The organism is Candidatus Pelagibacter sp. uisw_091 (assembly GCF_059512525.1).
This window is the reverse complement of the sequence record NZ_CM183455.1, coordinates 106,198-123,837: the sequence shown is the minus strand read 5'-3', so window position 1 is coordinate 123,837 and position 17,640 is coordinate 106,198. Positions and strand designations below refer to the sequence as shown.

At 32.4% G+C, this 17,640-nt stretch carries 15 protein-coding genes, 2 tRNA genes and 2 rRNA genes; 2 read left to right on the top strand and 17 right to left on the bottom strand.

Annotation, left to right across the window (positions count from 1 at the left end):
- Positions 1–19: 19 nt before the first annotated feature.
- The 10 genes from hisF to AC5YGA_RS00595 all read right to left on the bottom strand — a co-directional run bounded on the left by hisF (position 20) and on the right by AC5YGA_RS00595 (position 8,715).
- Positions 20–847, bottom strand: a complete 828-nt coding sequence (gene hisF, locus AC5YGA_RS00640; RefSeq protein ID WP_415308632.1) for an imidazole glycerol phosphate synthase subunit HisF — start codon at positions 845–847, stop codon at positions 20–22.
- Positions 844–1,455 (bottom strand): imidazole glycerol phosphate synthase subunit HisH, encoded by a 612-nt coding sequence (hisH, locus tag AC5YGA_RS00635; protein ID WP_415308630.1) that lies wholly within the window; start codon positions 1,453–1,455, stop codon positions 844–846. Before hisH ends, hisF begins: the two co-directional genes overlap by 4 nt.
- A complete protein-coding gene (pseF, locus tag AC5YGA_RS00630) occupies positions 1,455–2,159 on the bottom strand; it encodes a pseudaminic acid cytidylyltransferase (protein WP_415308628.1) in 705 nt (234 codons plus the stop codon). The genes hisH and pseF overlap by 1 nt, the downstream gene beginning before the upstream one ends.
- Positions 2,159–2,347, bottom strand: coding sequence for a hypothetical protein (locus tag AC5YGA_RS00625; protein WP_496169998.1), 189 nt, complete (start codon positions 2,345–2,347; stop codon positions 2,159–2,161). Before AC5YGA_RS00625 ends, pseF begins: the two co-directional genes overlap by 1 nt.
- Positions 2,348–2,350: 3 nt before the next feature.
- Positions 2,351–3,379, bottom strand: a complete 1,029-nt coding sequence (gene pseI, locus AC5YGA_RS00620) for a pseudaminic acid synthase (RefSeq protein WP_415308624.1) — start codon at positions 3,377–3,379, stop codon at positions 2,351–2,353.
- On the bottom strand, positions 3,369–4,010 hold the full coding sequence (locus AC5YGA_RS00615; RefSeq protein ID WP_415308622.1) for a formyltransferase family protein: 642 nt from the start codon (positions 4,008–4,010) through the stop codon (positions 3,369–3,371). Before AC5YGA_RS00615 ends, pseI begins: the two co-directional genes overlap by 11 nt.
- Positions 4,011–4,075: 65 nt before the next feature.
- Positions 4,076–6,829 (bottom strand): 23S ribosomal RNA (locus AC5YGA_RS00610).
- A gap of 149 nt (positions 6,830–6,978) precedes the next feature.
- Positions 6,979–7,054, bottom strand: a tRNA-Ala gene (locus AC5YGA_RS00605).
- A gap of 11 nt (positions 7,055–7,065) precedes the next feature.
- A tRNA-Ile gene (locus AC5YGA_RS00600) sits at positions 7,066–7,142 on the bottom strand.
- 98 nt (positions 7,143–7,240) lie between these two features.
- Positions 7,241–8,715 (bottom strand): 16S ribosomal RNA (locus AC5YGA_RS00595).
- Together the 16S and 23S rRNA genes with 2 tRNA genes alongside form the textbook arrangement of a ribosomal RNA operon.
- 528 nt (positions 8,716–9,243) lie before the next feature.
- On the opposite strand from AC5YGA_RS00595, the gene AC5YGA_RS00590 reads away from it, so the two are divergent.
- Positions 9,244–10,350, top strand: coding sequence for a M23 family metallopeptidase (locus AC5YGA_RS00590; protein ID WP_415308620.1), 1,107 nt, complete (start codon positions 9,244–9,246; stop codon positions 10,348–10,350).
- Here AC5YGA_RS00590 and AC5YGA_RS00585 read toward each other — a convergent pair.
- The 5 genes from AC5YGA_RS00585 to AC5YGA_RS00565 are packed head-to-tail and all read right to left on the bottom strand — an operon-like array spanning position 10,347 to position 15,053.
- Positions 10,347–10,805 carry a DUF4167 domain-containing protein gene (locus tag AC5YGA_RS00585; RefSeq protein ID WP_415308618.1) on the bottom strand — a complete coding sequence of 153 codons (459 nt, stop codon included), beginning with the start codon at positions 10,803–10,805 and terminating at the stop codon, positions 10,347–10,349. The genes AC5YGA_RS00590 and AC5YGA_RS00585 overlap by 4 nt on opposite strands.
- Positions 10,806–10,820: 15 nt before the next feature.
- Positions 10,821–11,663, bottom strand: coding sequence for a peptide chain release factor N(5)-glutamine methyltransferase (gene prmC / locus AC5YGA_RS00580; protein ID WP_415308616.1), 843 nt, complete (start codon positions 11,661–11,663; stop codon positions 10,821–10,823).
- Position 11,664: 1 nt separating this feature from the next.
- Positions 11,665–12,738: a peptide chain release factor 1 gene (gene prfA / locus AC5YGA_RS00575; protein WP_415308614.1), complete on the bottom strand. Its 1,074-nt coding sequence runs from the start codon at positions 12,736–12,738 to the stop codon at positions 11,665–11,667.
- The gene (ispG, locus tag AC5YGA_RS00570; RefSeq protein ID WP_415308612.1) at positions 12,738–13,838 is read right to left on the bottom strand and encodes a flavodoxin-dependent (E)-4-hydroxy-3-methylbut-2-enyl-diphosphate synthase; all 1,101 of its coding nucleotides are present in this window, start codon (positions 13,836–13,838) and stop codon (positions 12,738–12,740) included. Before ispG ends, prfA begins: the two co-directional genes overlap by 1 nt.
- Before the next feature lie 3 nt (positions 13,839–13,841).
- Complete coding sequence (locus AC5YGA_RS00565; RefSeq protein WP_415308610.1) at positions 13,842–15,053, bottom strand: aspartate kinase; 1,212 nt, start codon at positions 15,051–15,053, stop codon at positions 13,842–13,844.
- Between the two features lie 66 nt (positions 15,054–15,119).
- Between AC5YGA_RS00565 and ubiG the strand changes: the two genes are divergently transcribed.
- Entirely contained in the window at positions 15,120–15,842 is a 723-nt protein-coding gene (gene ubiG / locus AC5YGA_RS00560; RefSeq protein WP_415308608.1) for a bifunctional 2-polyprenyl-6-hydroxyphenol methylase/3-demethylubiquinol 3-O-methyltransferase UbiG, read from the top strand.
- Here ubiG and AC5YGA_RS00555 read toward each other — a convergent pair.
- Together AC5YGA_RS00555 and argJ are read right to left on the bottom strand one after the other, a co-directional pair.
- Positions 15,839–16,267 (bottom strand): DUF1178 family protein, encoded by a 429-nt coding sequence (locus AC5YGA_RS00555; RefSeq protein ID WP_415308606.1) that lies wholly within the window; start codon positions 16,265–16,267, stop codon positions 15,839–15,841. The genes ubiG and AC5YGA_RS00555 overlap by 4 nt on opposite strands.
- Before the next feature lie 42 nt (positions 16,268–16,309).
- Positions 16,310–17,614 (bottom strand): bifunctional glutamate N-acetyltransferase/amino-acid acetyltransferase ArgJ, encoded by a 1,305-nt coding sequence (gene argJ / locus AC5YGA_RS00550; protein ID WP_415308604.1) that lies wholly within the window; start codon positions 17,612–17,614, stop codon positions 16,310–16,312.
- Positions 17,615–17,640 lie beyond the last annotated feature (26 nt).

The following is a 17,640-nucleotide window of genomic DNA, read 5'->3' as shown; positions in this document are numbered from 1 at the left end:
TAATTACAATTATTATTCATTAAACTTCAGATTTTGTTATTTTTGATAACATAGGAGGTCTAAAATTGCATTCTTTATTTGTTAAAAAACTAATTGCTTCAAAATAGCTATTTTCAGAAAAGTGAAAGATATTACTTGCTGCTACAGCGTCAATGTTTTGTTTAATTCCTTTATAAAAATCTTCCCAACATCCAGCACCACCTGTAAATATTATAGGTAGGTTTGTATTTTCCTTGATTGCTTTTAATAATTGAAAATCATAGCCTTTTAATGATCCGTCTTGATCTATTGAATTAATCAACAATTCTCCAGCACCTAAATTTTCTATACGCTTTATATAGTCAATAAGATTATTTGAAACCAAAGATTTTCCACCATCAACAAAAATTTCGTAAGAATTAGACCTTATATTTAACTTAAAATCTATACTTGCAACGATAGCTTGTGATCCATAAATTTTAACAGCGTCTGAAATTAAATTTGGATTATGAAAAATTTCAGAATTTATTGAAATTTTATCTGCACCCATATCAAAATATTTTTCTATATCTTCTAATGATTTTATTCCACCACCAACTGTAAGTGGCATAAAGGCTCTTTTGCCAACTTCAAGAATTATCTTATCAAATGATGAATAATAGATATTTTTTTTATCTGATCTTGTATCGTTCATATCATTTGGTCTAATATTCAAGTAAACGACTTCATCTGCATTCCATGAATTTAATCTATCAATAATTATATAAGGATCACCAACTACTTTATGCTGTTTAAAATATTTACTTTGAACAACATTTCCTCTTTTTAGCAAGACTATTGCAACTAATCTTTTTGTTTTTGAATTCATAATTTGTAAAAATTTTGTAAAAGTTTACACCCAGCAGATTGACTTTTTTCAGGATGAAATTGTACTCCATAAATATTATCTTTTTCAATAGATGAGGTGACCTCTATATCATAAGTTATTTTGGAAGAACAAAGACCTTTATCTTTAAGATTAAAATAATAGCTATGAACAAAATAAAAAAACCTTTCGTCCTCTGAAATATTTTGGAAAAGTTTACTTTCCTTGTTAACTAATTCAACTTTATGCCATCCTATATTTGGTAATTGGCTTTTTTTTACAGGTATTTTTTCTACCAAACCCTCAATAATGTTTAATCCCTCACTCTCTTTTCCTTCATTTCCATAGGAGCTTAAAATTTGCATACCCACGCATATTCCTAAAAAAAATTTTTTTTTATCTAAAACCTGATACTTAAGTTCATTCACTAAGTTTAATTCAATCAATCTTTGATGCAAAGATCTATATGATCCAACTCCAGGTAAAATAATATGACTAAAGTCTTTTAAAGCTTTTTCACTTTTAATTTCTCTAAAATTAATTTTCAAGAAGTTAAGAATATTTATTACAGATCTAAAATTTCCTGAACCATAATTGATGACACCTAACATTAAATATTAATTCGTTTTTTCTGTTTTGTTTTCCATAATAATTCAGCTATTTTCCAATCTTCATAGTCGTCTATATCCAAAGAACTTAACTTTGGAAAGGCTATAAACTTTGAATTTTTATCAAAGATATCTAATTTATTTTCCCAAGATTCATTCCACCCTAAGTAAAATTGTGCTGCATCATGAAATACATTTTTTATATCCTGTGTTCTTTTGTTCATAGAATTTGGGAAATTTTTTTTTAAATAGTTATACTTGTCTCTATAAAATGAACGATATATTGGGTGTAGATATTCTTTTGCTGAAAAAACGTATGGTACATTTTTTTTTAAAATTTTTTCTGCTTTTTTTAATTTTGCTATTTCTATAAAAACTGATGTTGGGTAAATGCAACATACTTTATTGAAACTATAATTAAGTTTCTTAATTTTTTTAATAGCATCACAAATTACTGTTTTTGTGTCCGTGTAATCGTCTGAGAGTTTTTCTGATCTTCTCAATACTTTAACACCTAATTTATCTGAAATTTTAGATATTTGGTTGCTATTTGTAGATACAAAAATTTCGCTAAAAAAATTAGATTTTTTTAAATTACCAATAACCTGAGAAATAATAGGCTTGTTACAAAATAATTTGAAATTTTTATTCTTAATTCTTTTACTGCCTGCTCTTGCAGGAATAACACAAATTAAATCTTTTTTCATTATTTTGATAATTCACTCAATAGTTTTGAAATTTTTTTATCATCATAATTTACTTTTTTCATGATTTTTGATGCATTTGTTGGATCGAGTTTAAATGCTAACTTTAAAATATTCATCCAATTAACATTATTTTTAGATCTTATTTTTTCTATCTGGTTTATTATTTTTAGATAATTTTTTTTTTTCATAAGTTATATTTGTTTTAGTAAAATTCTTTGACCAGGTTCAAAATTTTTTTTAGCTCTTTTTTTTAATAGATTGTAATAATAACTTGGATCTAAACTAAAGCCAGGTCTAATTATTGATACATTTTCAGTTGTAAATTTTTCACCTTTTTTAATTGTTTTAATTGGGTAAATAGATCTTTTAAAAATAGTACTTACTTTTTCAGAACTATTTCTAAAAAAATAATCTTTACCTCTTAAATTCCATGCTACATCAATTTCTTCTCTAAATTTTAGTATTTCTTTACCTTTGATGGAGAATTTTATATCTAAACCTTTATTTTGCCCCTCTAATGCAATGTGTTTTTCAACATAATCTGCACCAGATAAAACAGCAGCGAATGCCACTCTATTATCTATTGAGTGATCAGAAAAACCTACTTTACAATTATATCTTTTTTTCATTAATTTTATATTGTTTAAATTGAAATCTGTAATTTTTGATGGATAATTACTTACACAATATAAAAGAATAATATTCTTACATCCATTTTTTTTTGCAAAATTATAGGCTAAATCAATTTGTTTTATATTAGAAGTTCCTGTTGAAATTATTATCGGTTTTTTTGTTTCTGCAATTCTTTTTATTAATGGGAAATGATTAATTTCAAACGAAGCAACTTTATAAATAGGACAATTTAGAGTTTCGAGTAAATCTACTGCCTTCACATCAAAAGGTGAGCTAAAACAATTTATTTTCTTTTTTTTTGCATATTGAAAAAGTTCTTTCTGCCAACTAAATGGGGTTTGGGCTTGTCTGTAAAGATCCCATAATTTTTTTCTCTTCCATATGCCTTTTTTTATTAAAAAATCTTTTTTTTTTGAATCTATAGTTAGTGAAGAAGCTGAGTATGTTTGAAATTTTACTAAATCAACACCATATTTTTTGGCACTATCAATTATTTTTTTTGCATTTTCTATTTTACCGTTATGATTGCACGAAACCTCTCCTATGAAGATTGGTTTTTTTTTAAGTGTTAAAATTTTATTTATCATTATCAAATATCTTTATTATAAATTTTTTATTTTTATAATAAAAGAAAGCAGGCCATTGCTCATTATTTACTATTCTTAATTTATTGAATTGTGATTTAATACTTTTATTTATATTCATCTTAGAATCAAGTTTATTTCTTTTTTTGTAGAAAGTGCTTTTTCCTTTTTGTTTTTTCAGCTTAATATTTGGAAAAATATTTATTATATGATTTATCATCTTTAAAATTTTATTAGCTTGGAGGACTCTAAGTTCTTCATAAAGTTCGAGACCATTCAATAACAAATTAGATTGTAAAACAATATCACCATGATCAATTTTTTCATTTATATTTATCATAGTGAACACGATTTTTTTTTTATTTTCTAAAATTTGCCATTGTAAAGGTGCAAAACCTTTTCCTCTAGGGAGATTGCTCGAATGTACAACCAAATTAAATCTATTTTTTTTAAGAATTTCCTTAGGAATTATTTTCGTATAATTGATAATAAATACTAAATCATAGTTATTTATTTTTTTTAAATCCCAGAAAATTTTAGCTTTTAAAATATTTTTATATTTTGTTTTTTTTAAAACATCTATTATCCACGCATTGTTACTATCTAACAATAAGGCAATACTGGTTTTTTTCATTTAAAAGTTTTAAAAATTTACTCTATTTATATCGAACCTATAATGCAAAAATTTTTTTCAGTGCATAAATCAAGCCAATTGAGCTATTAGTACTGGTCAGCTACACGCATTACTGCGCTTCCACATCCAGCCTATCAACGTGGTGGTCTACCACGGCTCTATAGGAAGAACTAGTTTTGAGGTGAGTTTCCCGCTTAGATGCTTTCAGCAGTTATCTCTTCCATACTTAGCTACCCTGCACTGCAGCTGGCGCTACAACAGGTCCACCAGTGGTATGTTCAACCCGGTCCTCTCGTACTAGGGTCAACTCCTCTCAATTCTTCTACACGCATAGCAGATAGGGACCGAACTGTCTCACGACGTTCTGAACCCAGCTCACGTACCACTTTAATTGGCGAACAGCCAAACCCTTGGGACCTGCTCCAGCCCCAGGATGTGATGAGCCGACATCGAGGTGCCAAACACTGCCGTCGATATGAGCTCTTGGGCAGTATCAGCCTGTTATCCCCGGCGTACCTTTTATCCGTTGAGCGATGCCCCTTCCACTCAGAAGCACCGGATCACTATGACCGACTTTCGTCTCTGCTCGACTTGTCAGTCTCACAGTCAGGCAGGCTTATGCCATTGCACTCTACGAACGATTTCTGACCGTTCTGAGCCTACCTTCGCACGCCTCCGTTACTATTTGGGAGGCGACCGCCCCAGTCAAACTACCCACCATACAATGTCTCGCTGCCGGATGACGGCTAGCGGTTAGATGTCAAGAAAAACAAAAGAGGTATTTCACTGGTGACTCCACAAAAGCTGACGCTTTTGCTTCAAAGTCTCCCTCCTATGCTAAATATGTTTTTCCTAACACCAATGTAAAGTTGCAGTAAAGGTGCACGGGGTCTTTCCGTCTAACTACGCGAACTCCGCATCTTCACGGAGAATTCAATTTCACTGAGTTGATGTTGGAGACAGCGGAGAAATCGTTACGCCATTCATGCAGGTCGGAACTTACCCGACAAGGAATTTCGCTACCTTAGGACCGTTATAGTTACGGCCGCCGTTTACTGGGGCTTCAGAAGTTAGCTTGCACCAACCGCATTAACCTTCCAGCACCGGGCAGGCGTCAGACCCTATACATCCACTTACGTGTTAGCAGAGCCCTGTGTTTTTGATAAACAGTCGCTTCTCCCTGGCTTGTGCCACCCTTTAATAGTTGCCTACAAAAGGGTCTTCCTTATCCCGAAGTTACGGAAGCATTTTGCCGAGTTCCTTCAACATCATTCTCTCAAGCGCCTAAATATACTCTATTAATCTACCTGTGTCGGTTTCGGGTACGGTCTTAATGATGGAGCTATTTCTTGGGACTCTTTCGCGGCAAGTTCAATCCATTAAGAACTCACAACTTACAGAATCCGTCACTACCATCAGGTCAAGGAATATTAACCTTGTTTCCATCGACTACGGCTTTCGCCCTCGCCTTAGGTGCCGACTAACTCTACGCGGATTAACCTTGCATAGAAACCCTTAGATTTTCGGCGACGAAGTTTTTCACTTCGTTTATCGTTACTTATGTCAGCATTCGCACTTCTGATACCTCCAGGATCCCTCACGGGTATCCCTTCACAGGCTTACAGAACGTTCCGCTACCCCTTACAAAGTTCGAAAACTTTATAAAGCCACAGATTCGGTACATGATTTTAGCCCCGTTACATCTTCGGCGCAGAAACTCTATTAGACCGGTGAGCTGTTACGCTATCTTTAAAGGATGGCTGCTTCTAAGCCAACCTCCCGGCTGTTATGGAATTTCCACATCCTTTCACACTTAATCATGATTTTGGGACCTTATCTGGTGGTCTGGGCTCTTTCCCTCTCGACCATGGACCTTAGCACCCACAGTCTGTCTGCCGAAGAACAATGTCTAGCATTCGGAGTTTTATTAGGTTTGGTAAGAATCTCTTCCCCCTAGCCCATTTAGTGCTCTACCTCTAAACATCTATTTATTCGACGCACTACCTAAATAGTTTTCGCGGAAAACCAGCTATCTACGAATTTGGTTGGCCTTTCACCCCTTACCACAAGTCATCCAAAGACTTTTCAACGTCAACTGGTTCGGTCCTCCGGTTGGTGTTACCCAACTTTCAACCTGCTCATGGTAAGCTCATTCGTTTTCGGGTCTAATTCATTAAACTAATCGCCCTATTAAGACTTGCTTTCGCTGCGCCTACACCTAGATGGCTTAAGCTTGCTTAATAAATTAAGTCACTGACCCATTATACAAAAGGTACGCCCTCACCCTAAAAAGGGCTCGGACTGATTGTAGGCATGCAGTTTCAGGTTCTATTTCACTCCCCTAATAGGGGTTCTTTTCACCTTTCCCTCACGGTACTAGTTCACTATCGGTCACTGAAGAGTATTTAGGCTTAGAGGGTGGTCCCCCTATATTCGAGCAGGATTTCTCGTGTCCCGCTTTACTCAAGAATTTTGTTAAACATTACTCATACGGGACTATCACCCTCTATGGTTAGCATTTCCAAACTATTCAAATTTTTTTAACAAAATTACTGGCCTACTCCGCGTTCGCTCGCCACTACTAACGGAATCTCAATTGATTTCTTTTCCTCTGGTTACTTAGATGTTTCAGTTCTCCAGGTTGTCTCTTTAAACCTATGTATTCAGTTTAAAGTACCACATAAAGTGGTGGGTTTCCCCATTCGGAAATTTTCGGATCAAAGCTTACATACAGCTCCCCGAAACTTATCGCAGTATATCACGTCCTTCATCGGCTTTCAGTGCCAAGGCATCCACTACACGCCCTTAAACGCTTGATTTATGCACAGAAAAAAATTCTTTTTAAAGAAAATTAATCTATGTTGTGATCAAATTTTTATTTTGAACATTAAATAATAACTTTTAATGTTCGGATATAGATATTGATATAAATTATTTTTATTTACAGTTTTAATAACTAAATGTTTCCTGGTGGAGGATACAGGGATCGAACCTGCTACCTCCTGAATGCAAATCAGGCGCTCTCCCAGATGAGCTAATCCCCCATTTAGGTTTTTGGTGGGCCGAGAAAGACTCGAACTTTCGACCCCACCGTTATCAACGGTGTGCTCTAACCAACTGAGCTACCGGCCCTACAAGAAGGAAACATTACTTTAAGAAGAGAAATGAGGACGGTCAACATTACCGATGTATATTATTTAGAATGAAATTTTACTTTCATTCATCCTTAGAAAGGAGGTAATCCAGCCGCAGGTTCCCCTACGGCTACCTTGTTACGACTTCACCCCAGTCGCTGACTATACCGTGGTCAAGGGTTTAAAACCTTGCCTTAAGGTAGAACCAACTCCCATGGTGTGACGGGCGGTGTGTACAAGACCCGGGAACGCATTCACCGTGGCACGCTGATCCACGATTACTAGTAATTCCAGCTTCATGCACTCGAGTTGCAGAGTGCAATCCGAACTGAGGCATCTTTTCGGGATTTGCTTAACGTTGCCGTTTTGCTTCCTGTTGTAGATGCCATTGTAGCACGTGTGTAGCCCAACACGTAAGGGCCATGAGGACTTGACGTCATCCCCACCTTCCTCCAGCTTATCACTGGCAGTTCTTTCAGAGTGCCCAACTTAATGATGGCAACTAAAAGTGAGGGTTGCGCTCGTTGCGGGACTTAACCCAACATCTCACGACACGAGCTGACGACAGCCATGCAGCACCTGTGTTTCGTCCGGCCGAACCGAAAACTCTAATCTCTTAGAGTCGCGACGAACATGTCAAGTGTTGGTAAGGTTCTGCGCGTATCTTCGAATTAAACCACATGCTCCACTACTTGTGCGGGTCCCCGTCAATTCATTTGAGTTTTAACCTTGCGGTCGTACTCCCCAGGCGGTGTGTTTATCGGTTTCCCTGCGACACTGAAAATAAATTTCCAACGTCTAACACACATCGTTTACGGCATGGACTACGAGGGTATCTAATCCTCTTCGCTACCCATGCTTTCGTTCCTCAGTGTCAGTAATGATCCAGAAAGCTGCCTTCGCAGTTGGTATTCTTTCTAATATCTACGAATTTCACCTCTACACTAGAAATTCTGCTTTCCTCTATCATACTCTAGCTGAAAAGTTTTGATGGCAGTTCCAGAGTTAAGCTCTGGGATTTCACCACCAACTTTTTCAACCACCTACGAACTCTTTAAGCCCAGTAATTCCGAACTACGCTAGGTCCCTTCGTATTACCGCGGCTGCTGGCACGAAGTTAGCCGGACCTTCTTATTCGGGTACAGTCATTTTCTTCCCCGACGAAAGAGCTTTACAACCCAAAGGCCTTCTTCACTCACGCGGCATCGCTGCATCAGAGTTTCCTCCATTGTGCAAGATTCCCCACTGCTGCCTCCCGTAGGAGTTTGGGCCGTGTCTCAGTCCCAATGTGGCTGATCATCCTCTCAAATCAGCTATTGATCATAGTCTTGGTAGGCCATTACCCTACCAACAAACTAATCAAGTGCGGGCTCATCCAATGGTGCATAAAGCTTTCTCCGTAAAGACTTATCCGGTATTAGCACAAGTTTCCTCGTGTTATTCCAGGCCAAAGGGTAGATACCCACATGTTACTCACCCGTCTGCCACTAAGTATTGCTACTTCGTTCGACTTGCATGTGTTAGGCGTGCCGCCAGCGTACGTTCTGAGCCATGATCAAACTCTCAAGTTAAAAAACGGCGCACACTAGCTTCATATATAAATTGTAAGAATACAATCCATACGATTTTGAAGTGTGTACGACAAATTTTGGTAACCTTAACCGTCCACACTTCTCTTCTTAAATTTTTACTTTTTAAATAGCTAATTGGTTATAAAACGCCCAATAATCCTCACTAATCTATTGTTTAAACAATAATTTTAATGAGAAAGTGTGGTGCTTATAAGCTAAAATAAAAGTAAATCAAGCATTTAGCATTTAAATAAATGAACAAATATCTCAATATATATACGGTTTTTTTTGATTTTTATGCATTACTAAATTAATAATTGGAAATTCCAGATGATATTTACTTCAAATAAAATAATAAAATTGATTAAGAAAAATGCCGAAATCTCTTTTCTCATACTGTTGCTATTAATTACTATTACTAGCACCACATTTTACAACAATAAAAAAATATCGATTAATAAAAATTATAAAGAAGTAATAAATAATATCTACTTTCAAAAAAGTATTAACCAAGTTTTTAATCATTTAGTGCCAAGATATAAAAGTATAGACCATAAAATTTCTAATGGTGAAACATTTGATAAAATATTAAATAACTATTCTATTCCAAATGAAGAAATTTTAGAAATAAAAAAAATTATAAATTCAGATTATAATTTAAATAATCTTAAAACCAATCTTGATATAAAGTTTACAATCGATCAATCAAACAATAAAAAAATTATTTCTTTTTTATTTCCAATATCTAGAACTGAAAAAATTCAATTAATTAGAAATCTAGAGACAGATTTTTTTGAAAAAAAAACAATTATTACAAATTTAAATAAAAAAATTATTTTTAAAGAAGGTAAGATTACACAAAGCTTATATGGAACTGCGATTAACCTAAATGTTCAACCAAATATAATTATAGAGTTTGCAAGAATCTATGGTTTTCAAGTTGATTTTCAAAGAGATATTAGAAAAAAAGATAATTTTCAAATTATGTACGAAGTGTTTGAAGATGATAATGGCAAAATATTTGAAACAGGAAATGTTATTTTTGCAAATCTCAAACTTAGTGGAACAAATAACTCATTATATTATTTCGATAAAAAAGGAAGTGAAGGACACTATGATGAAAACGGCAGGAGTGTTAAAAAAGCATTAATGAAAACACCTATTAATGGAGCAAGACTTTCCTCTGCTTTTGGAATGAGAAAACATCCTATCGATGGTTATAATAAAATGCATAAAGGAACAGATTTTGCAGCACCTATGGGTACTCCTATCATGGCGTCTGGTAGCGGTATCATAACAAGAGCCAGATGGTGTGGTGGTGGTGGGAATTGTATTAAAATAAAACACAATTCAACTTATCAAACAATTTATGCTCACATGAAAAGTTTTGCAGCTGGAATAAAAGAAGGGATAAGAGTTAAGCAGGGGCAAATAATTGGGTATGTTGGCTCGACAGGAAAATCTACTGGTCCACATTTACATTATGAGGTAGTTAAAAATGGAAAAAAAATTAACTCACAAACATTAAAGTTGCCCTCAGGTAAAATTCTTAAAAATAAAGAAAGAAAACAGTTTGAAGTAGCTAAAATTAAATTAGATGTTTTAAAATCAGAATTAATTATTGGCTTAAATTAACTTGCAGCAGTTTTTTTTTCTACAGTTTTCACAACTTTTTTAACTGATGATTCTGGAGTAGTTTTTTTTGTTATTTCCGCTTCTATTATTGTTGGTTTTTTTTCATTGGCTTCAACCTCAACGGGTTTTACTGTCGTAGATGGAGAAGAAGTAACTCTTGCCAACCTAATACTTTCCTGCTCATTCTGAACTCTGGTAAAGTGATCGGCATGCTGAAAATAGTTTTCTGATAAAATCTTATCTTCATTTGCTAAGGCTTCTCTAGCTAAATCATTATACTTTTCTATTAGTTTTACCGCATTATGATTATTTCTACCTGGAACGCTTCTTCGAAAATTATCATTATTAGTAAACTTTGAACCTTCATTGTTACTTCTAAATGGAGGTCTTCTATTATTATTGCTCCTGAACGGAGGTCTTCTATTATTGTTGTTATTACTTCTAAATGTCACCATATTTTTATCTTTTAATTAAATTTTAGTGCTGACTATGCAGCGATCGTTATTTCCATAATCTTTTATGGAGTTATTTATGTAAAAACCCTCTTCTTTTAATATTTTTATAACTTTATTTTTTTGATTAAATCCAATCTCTAAAATAAATTTACCATTTTTCTTAATCAGAGTTTTTGTTTTATTAATAACTTTTCTGATTTTTGAAAACCCATCAAGCCCACCACTTAAAGCTAACTTTGGTTCAAAATTAGCAACATCTTTTTCCAAATATTTTAAATTTAACAATTCAATATAAGGAGGGTTTGAAACAATTAGATCATATTTCCCAATTCTAAAATTGTCAACACTAGAATTAAAAAATTTTACTCTATTCACTAAGCTAAGTTGTTTTGCATTGAATTTGCTTATATTTATGCTTTTTTTAGAGATATCTATACCAGTTCCATAAAAATTATGTCTCTCTTTTAAAATGGATAAAAGGATACACCCAGATCCAGTTCCAATATCTAGAACTTGTAATTGTTCGTCTTTGGAGTAAATTTTTAAAACTTGTTCTATTATTAATTCAGTATCAGGCCTTGGAATTAGTACATCTTTATTGACAAAAAATTCATCCTTCCAAAACTGTTTTTTGTTCGTTAAGTAAGCTATTGGTTCTCCCTTTTTTCTCCTTTCAATTAAACTTTTAAATTTTGTTAATTGTTCTGAATTAACAAGTTCTTTAGGGTTTAAAATTATATATTTTTTATCTCTTTTAATTGAGCTAGATAATAGTATCTCACAATCAAGTTGGGGATTTGATATTTTATTCTCTTGTAAGATGTTTATTCCCTCACTTAAAACATTTACTATATTCATTTTAATTAAGATTGCTCAATTTTTCTTCTTGAGCTTGTAGCGTTAAGCTTTCTACCATTTCATCAAACGCCTCACCTTCTAAAAAAGCTTCAAGCTTATGTAGCGTTAAATTAATACGATGATCTGTCACCCTTCCTTGTGGAAAGTTATACGTTCTAATTCTTTCAGAGCGATCTCCAGTTCCTATTTTACTTTTTCTATCTTGTGATCTTTCACCCTCTATTCTTGATCTTTCCAGTTCATAAAGTCGTGACCTTAAAATCAGCATTCCTTTTGCTTTATTTTTATGTTGTGATTTTTGATCTTGCTGAGATACAGATAATCCAGTTGGAATATGGGTAATTCTTACAGCACTATCAGTTGTGTTTACAGACTGTCCTCCTGGACCTCCTGCTCTAAAAACATCAATTCTTAAATCTGAGTCATTTATTTTTATGTCAACCTCCTCTGCTTCTGGCAGAACAGCTACAGTTGCAGCAGATGTGTGAATCCTTCCCTGTGTTTCTGTATCAGGAACTCTCTGAACACGATGAACTCCACTTTCATATTTTAAAGTTGAGTAAATATTTTTTCCCCTAATTGATGCAATGACTTCTTTAAGTCCACCAGCCTCACTCTGGGACATGCTTATTAATTCTAGTTCCCATTTTTTTTGATGACTAACTTTTTCATACATTTTGAAAAGATCTGAGGCAAATAAGCTTGCCTCTAAACCTCCAGTACCTGCTCGTATCTCTATAATTGCATTTTTTTTATCAGCATCATCTTTGGGTAATAGAAATAATTTTAATTTTTTTTCTATTTTTTCATTTTCTAGCTTGAGATCTTTTAATTCATTATCAGCCATTACCCTAAACTCATCATCACTATCTGGATCTTCTAAAATTTTTTCTAAATCTTTTTTTTCTCCTTCGTATGAAAAATATTTTTTAGCATCATCAATTACATCGTTTAAATCTGAATATTCCTTTGATTTTTCAGCAAAAAATTTTTTATCTACATCACCAACTGACAGTTCTTTCTCTAGTAAAGAGTGTTTAGATATTAATTCTTGAATAGTTTTTAAAGGTATCATTATGATTTTTTATCTAGTTCAGCAGCTTTTTTTTCTACTTCACTTACAACTTTTGATATTATGTCTTCTGATAAAACTTTTTCACTTTGAATGCCAGATAAATAAAGCATATTACTTCCTTTTCCACCTCCTGTGATGCCTATGTCAGTCATTGCTGCTTCTCCAGGCCCGTTAACTACACATCCAATAATTGATAAAGTTAAAGGAGTTTTAATATGAGAAAGTTTTTCTTCTAATGTTTTGACAGTATCAATTACTTGGAAGGCTTGTCTTGCACAAGATGGGCAAGATATAATTCGTACACCTCTATTCCTTAAATTAAGTGATTTTAATATTTCATTGCCTATTCTAACTTCTTTTACAGGATCATCTGATAATGAAATTCTTATTGTATCACCTATTCCGTCCATTAAAAGTGATCCTAAGCCTATTGAAGATTTAATGCTTCCTGAAATAAAGCTTCCTGCTTCTGTAATGCCTAAATGCAAAGGGTAATCTGTCACTTTTGAAAGTTGACGGTATGCAGACATAGATAAAAAGACATCTGAAGACTTGACACTAATTTTAAAATTAAAAAAATTTTGGTCTTCAAGAATTTTAATATTCCTTTGCGCACTTTCAACTAAAGCTTCGGGACACGGCTCTTTATATTTTTCTAAAATATCTTTTTCAAGAGAACCTGCGTTTACACCTATTCTTATCGAACAGTCATTATTTTTGGCTGCACTTAATACATCGTGTATTTTTGATTTGTCACCTATGTTGCCTGGATTAATCCTTAAACATTTCGCACCATTTTCAGCAGCTTCAATAGCTCTTTTGTAATGAAAGTGAATATCAGCAATTATTGGAATAGAAACATTTTTAGTGATTTCTTTAAGTGCTAAAGAGGATTCTTCGTCTGGACAAGAAACCCTGACAAGATCAGCTCCCTCTTCATGAATATCATTAATTTGTCTAATAGTTGCTTGTATATCTGTCGTTAATGTATTCGTCATTGATTGCACAGAAATAGAATTGTCTCCTCCTATTTTTACATCACCCACATTAATAACTTTTGTTTTTTTTCTGTGAATATCTCTAAATGGTCTTAAGCTCATTATTTAGTCTAATTTAAATTCTTTATGAAGGGCTACTATAGCTTTTTTTACATGCTTGATAGATATTAAAACTGAAATTTTTATTTCAGAAGTTGAAATAACCATAATATTGATTTTTTTTGACGCAAGTGCTTGAAACATTCTATAGGTAATCCCAGGTGTAGTAATCATTCCAACTCCTATAATTGACACTTTAGAAACATCGCTGTCATGTAAAAATTTTCTAAAAGAAATTTTTTTATTTTGCCTTATGATTTTTTCGGTTTTTTTTAAATCTTCTGATTTAATAGTAAACGTTAAGTCTGTTTCATTACTATTTGATGAAATATTTTGAACAACCATATCTACATTTATTTGGTTTAGTGACAATGGTTTAAAGATAGAAGCTGCAACACCAGGCTTATCTTTAACACCAATCATTGTAATTTTTGCATCATTTTTAGTTGACGTAATTCCTGTTATAATTTGATCACTAAAAGCTTTTTTATTATCTGTTATTAAAGTTCCTTTCTTTTTTAAAAATGAAGATTTAACAGAGAAGCTTATATTGTTTAATTTTGCATCCTGTACTGATGTTGGCTGCATTACCTTCGCCCCTAGAGATGCCATTTCAAGCATTTCATCATAAGAAATTTTATCGATCTTTTTTGCTTTTAAATGATTTCTTGGATCAGTAGTGTATACACCGTCTACATCTGTATAAATATCACACGCATCTGCATTAAAAAATTTTGCTAACATTATTGCTGAAGCGTCAGTTCCTCCCCTGCCTAATGTTGTAACTCTATTTTCAGAATTAATTCCTTGAAAGCCAGTGATAATTGGAATTCCACCCGATTTTATAAAACTAGATATTTTATTTTTATTAATCTTGTGAATTCTGGATGAACTATATGAACCTTCGGTAATAATTGGCACTTGCCAAGACATCCAAGATCTAGACTTAAATCCAAGATGTTTAAGTCTTCCTGCAATTAATGCACACGCCGCTTGTTCACCAGTAGATAGTAAAACATCATATTCAGCTGCATCAAAATTTTTACTCAACTCTTTAGTTTTTTTAATCAATTGATTGGTAATTCCACTCATTGCAGAAGAAACTACAATTACTCCTAATTTTTTCTTTTTATAAGTGGCTATAATCCTAGCTACATTCTTAATTCTATCTATATTTCCTACAGAAGTTCCACCAAATTTTAATACGACAATTTTCATTGATAATTTTGTTTAATTAATATTGATAAATTACATCTTAATTGTTATGTCCACAAGTTATCTATTATGAATTCAATAAATAAAAAAGAAATTGAAAAATTTTCAAAAATTGCTGAAGAATGGTGGAATCCTAACGGTAAATTTAAGCCTTTGCATAATTTTAATCCTATAAGAATTAAATATATTAAAGAAAATATAATTAATGATTTCCATATTAAATCTCCAGATAAACCTTTAAAAAAAATTAACTTACTAGATATTGGTTGTGGTGGAGGATTATTATCTGAGCCCATGTGCAGACTGGGTGCAAATGTATATGGAATAGATGCCTCAGCAAAAAATATAGAAGTCGCAAAATTTCACGCAAAAAAAAATAAACTTAAAATAAACTATAAAGTTGCATCACCAGAAAAATTAAAAACAAATATTAAATTTGATGTAATTTTAAACATGGAAATAGTGGAACACGTTGAAAATATAGATTTTTTTATTAAAGCAAGTGCTAAACTGCTTAAAAAAAATGGTATAATGTTTGTTGCAACTTTAAATAAAACTTTAAAATCTTATGCGTTTGCCATCATAGGGGCTGAATATATCTTAAAATGGCTACCTATAGGAACTCACGACTGGGAAAAATTTGTTAGGCCAGATGATTTAATAAGGATTTCAAAAAAAAATAATTTATCTTTAAAAAAATTAAATGGTATGAAGTTTAATATATTAGATGATAGTTGGAAAATTAGTAACGACACTTCTATTAATTATATTTTAAAATTAAAAAAAGATTAATTTGTACTATCTACTATCCAGGGTATTATTTCTACCTTTATGCCTTCTTCTTTTAATTCTTTAAGATCTTTTTTTGTTGCGGTACCATAAATCCCTTTTAAAATTTTTTTATTTTTATAATGTGCAGATCTTGCCTCATAAGCAAAATTATTACCTACATTCTCAAAATTTTTTTTAATAAATTCTTGGTTTTTTAATATTATTTCTTTTGTTTGTTTGTATTTTTTTATTTGATGGGCATTTTTAGAGTCATTTTTTGAGCTAAATACATTTGGTGACATTAAGGTTTTTTCTACATCAAATGAATTACAAATATGACAGTTAAGAAAATCTTTTTTTTTTAACCTCTCATATTCTTTAGATGAAGCAAACCAACTATCAAATGTAGTCTCGCAATTTTTACAAACAAGCCTGTATTTAATCATGATATATAAGTTAATGATAAATAAACTTATTTCAATGTTCTATTAACTTCTATAATCAGCATTAATCTCTATATATTTTTGAGTTAGATCCATAGTGTATGCTGTAAAATTTTTTTTCCCTAGGTTGAGATCAACAGATATGTCAATTTTAGTCTCTTCTCTCATATATACTGCCGCATCGTTCTCAATGTATGTTTTTGATAATTGACCCTTTTCTATGATTTTTATAGGTCCAAGTTTAATAGATAGTTTATTCACCTCAATATCAACATCTGTTTTACCTATGGCCATTATGATTCTTCCCCAGTTAGGATCATGCCCAGCAATTGCAGTTTTGACTAATGGCGAGTTAGCAATTGAAAAAGCAATTTTTTTTGCATCATTCTCTGTCTTTGATTTTGTAACACTAATTGTAATAAACTTACTGGCCCCTTCACCATCGGCAACTATTCTTTTTGACAAATTCAATAGCACTGAGTGCAAAGCTTCATCAAAAGATTTAATTCTTTTATCAGTAATATTTTTTATTTCTAAATTATTAACTTTTCCCGTTGAAAAAATTGAAACCATATCATTGGTACTAGTGTCTCCATCACATGTGATTGCATTAAAGGTAGTTTCAATATTTTTTTTAAGTAATTTATTCAAAATATCATTTGAGAGATCTGCGTCTGTGAAGACATATCCTAGAGTAGTTGCCATATTAGGGAAAATCATTCCCGATCCTTTTGCCACTCCATAAATTTTAATTTTTTTATTACTAATCTCACACTCTTCCATTGCAAGTTTTGGTTTTAAATCAGTTGTCATCATACCAAGTGCAGCCTTCATCCAGATAGGCTTATTTTGTGTATATTTTATCTTTTTAATTAATTCTGGAATACTATTTCTAATTTTTTCTGTTGGATATTTTTCTCCAATAGTTCCAGTACATCCGAAGAGAATTTCGTTACTTGATATTTTTTTTGGTTTATCCTCATCATCAATTTGTTTTTTTGATAGTTGGGCTGAAACCTCTTGGGCTATTTCTTTTAAACCTTCGTAACCATCAGAACCTGTGAAGGAATTAGCATTTCTAGTATTAACAATTAGAGATTTTATCTTTTTACTTTTTATATTTAAATTCCATTTAATATTTTCTGATATAATTTTTGACTGCGTGTATACAGAAGCATAATTTGCTCCATCTCTAAAATAAAACATAACCAGGTCATCTCTTGGTTTATTGTATAAATTTGCACAAACAGTAGATATTGATAATCCATCAATATGATCTAAATCTTGGAAGTCGCCCATTTTTGACTTTAAATTTAGAGAATTTTCAAAGTTTTTTAGGTTTATTGGCATCTATTTAAATTATTTATTTAATACTT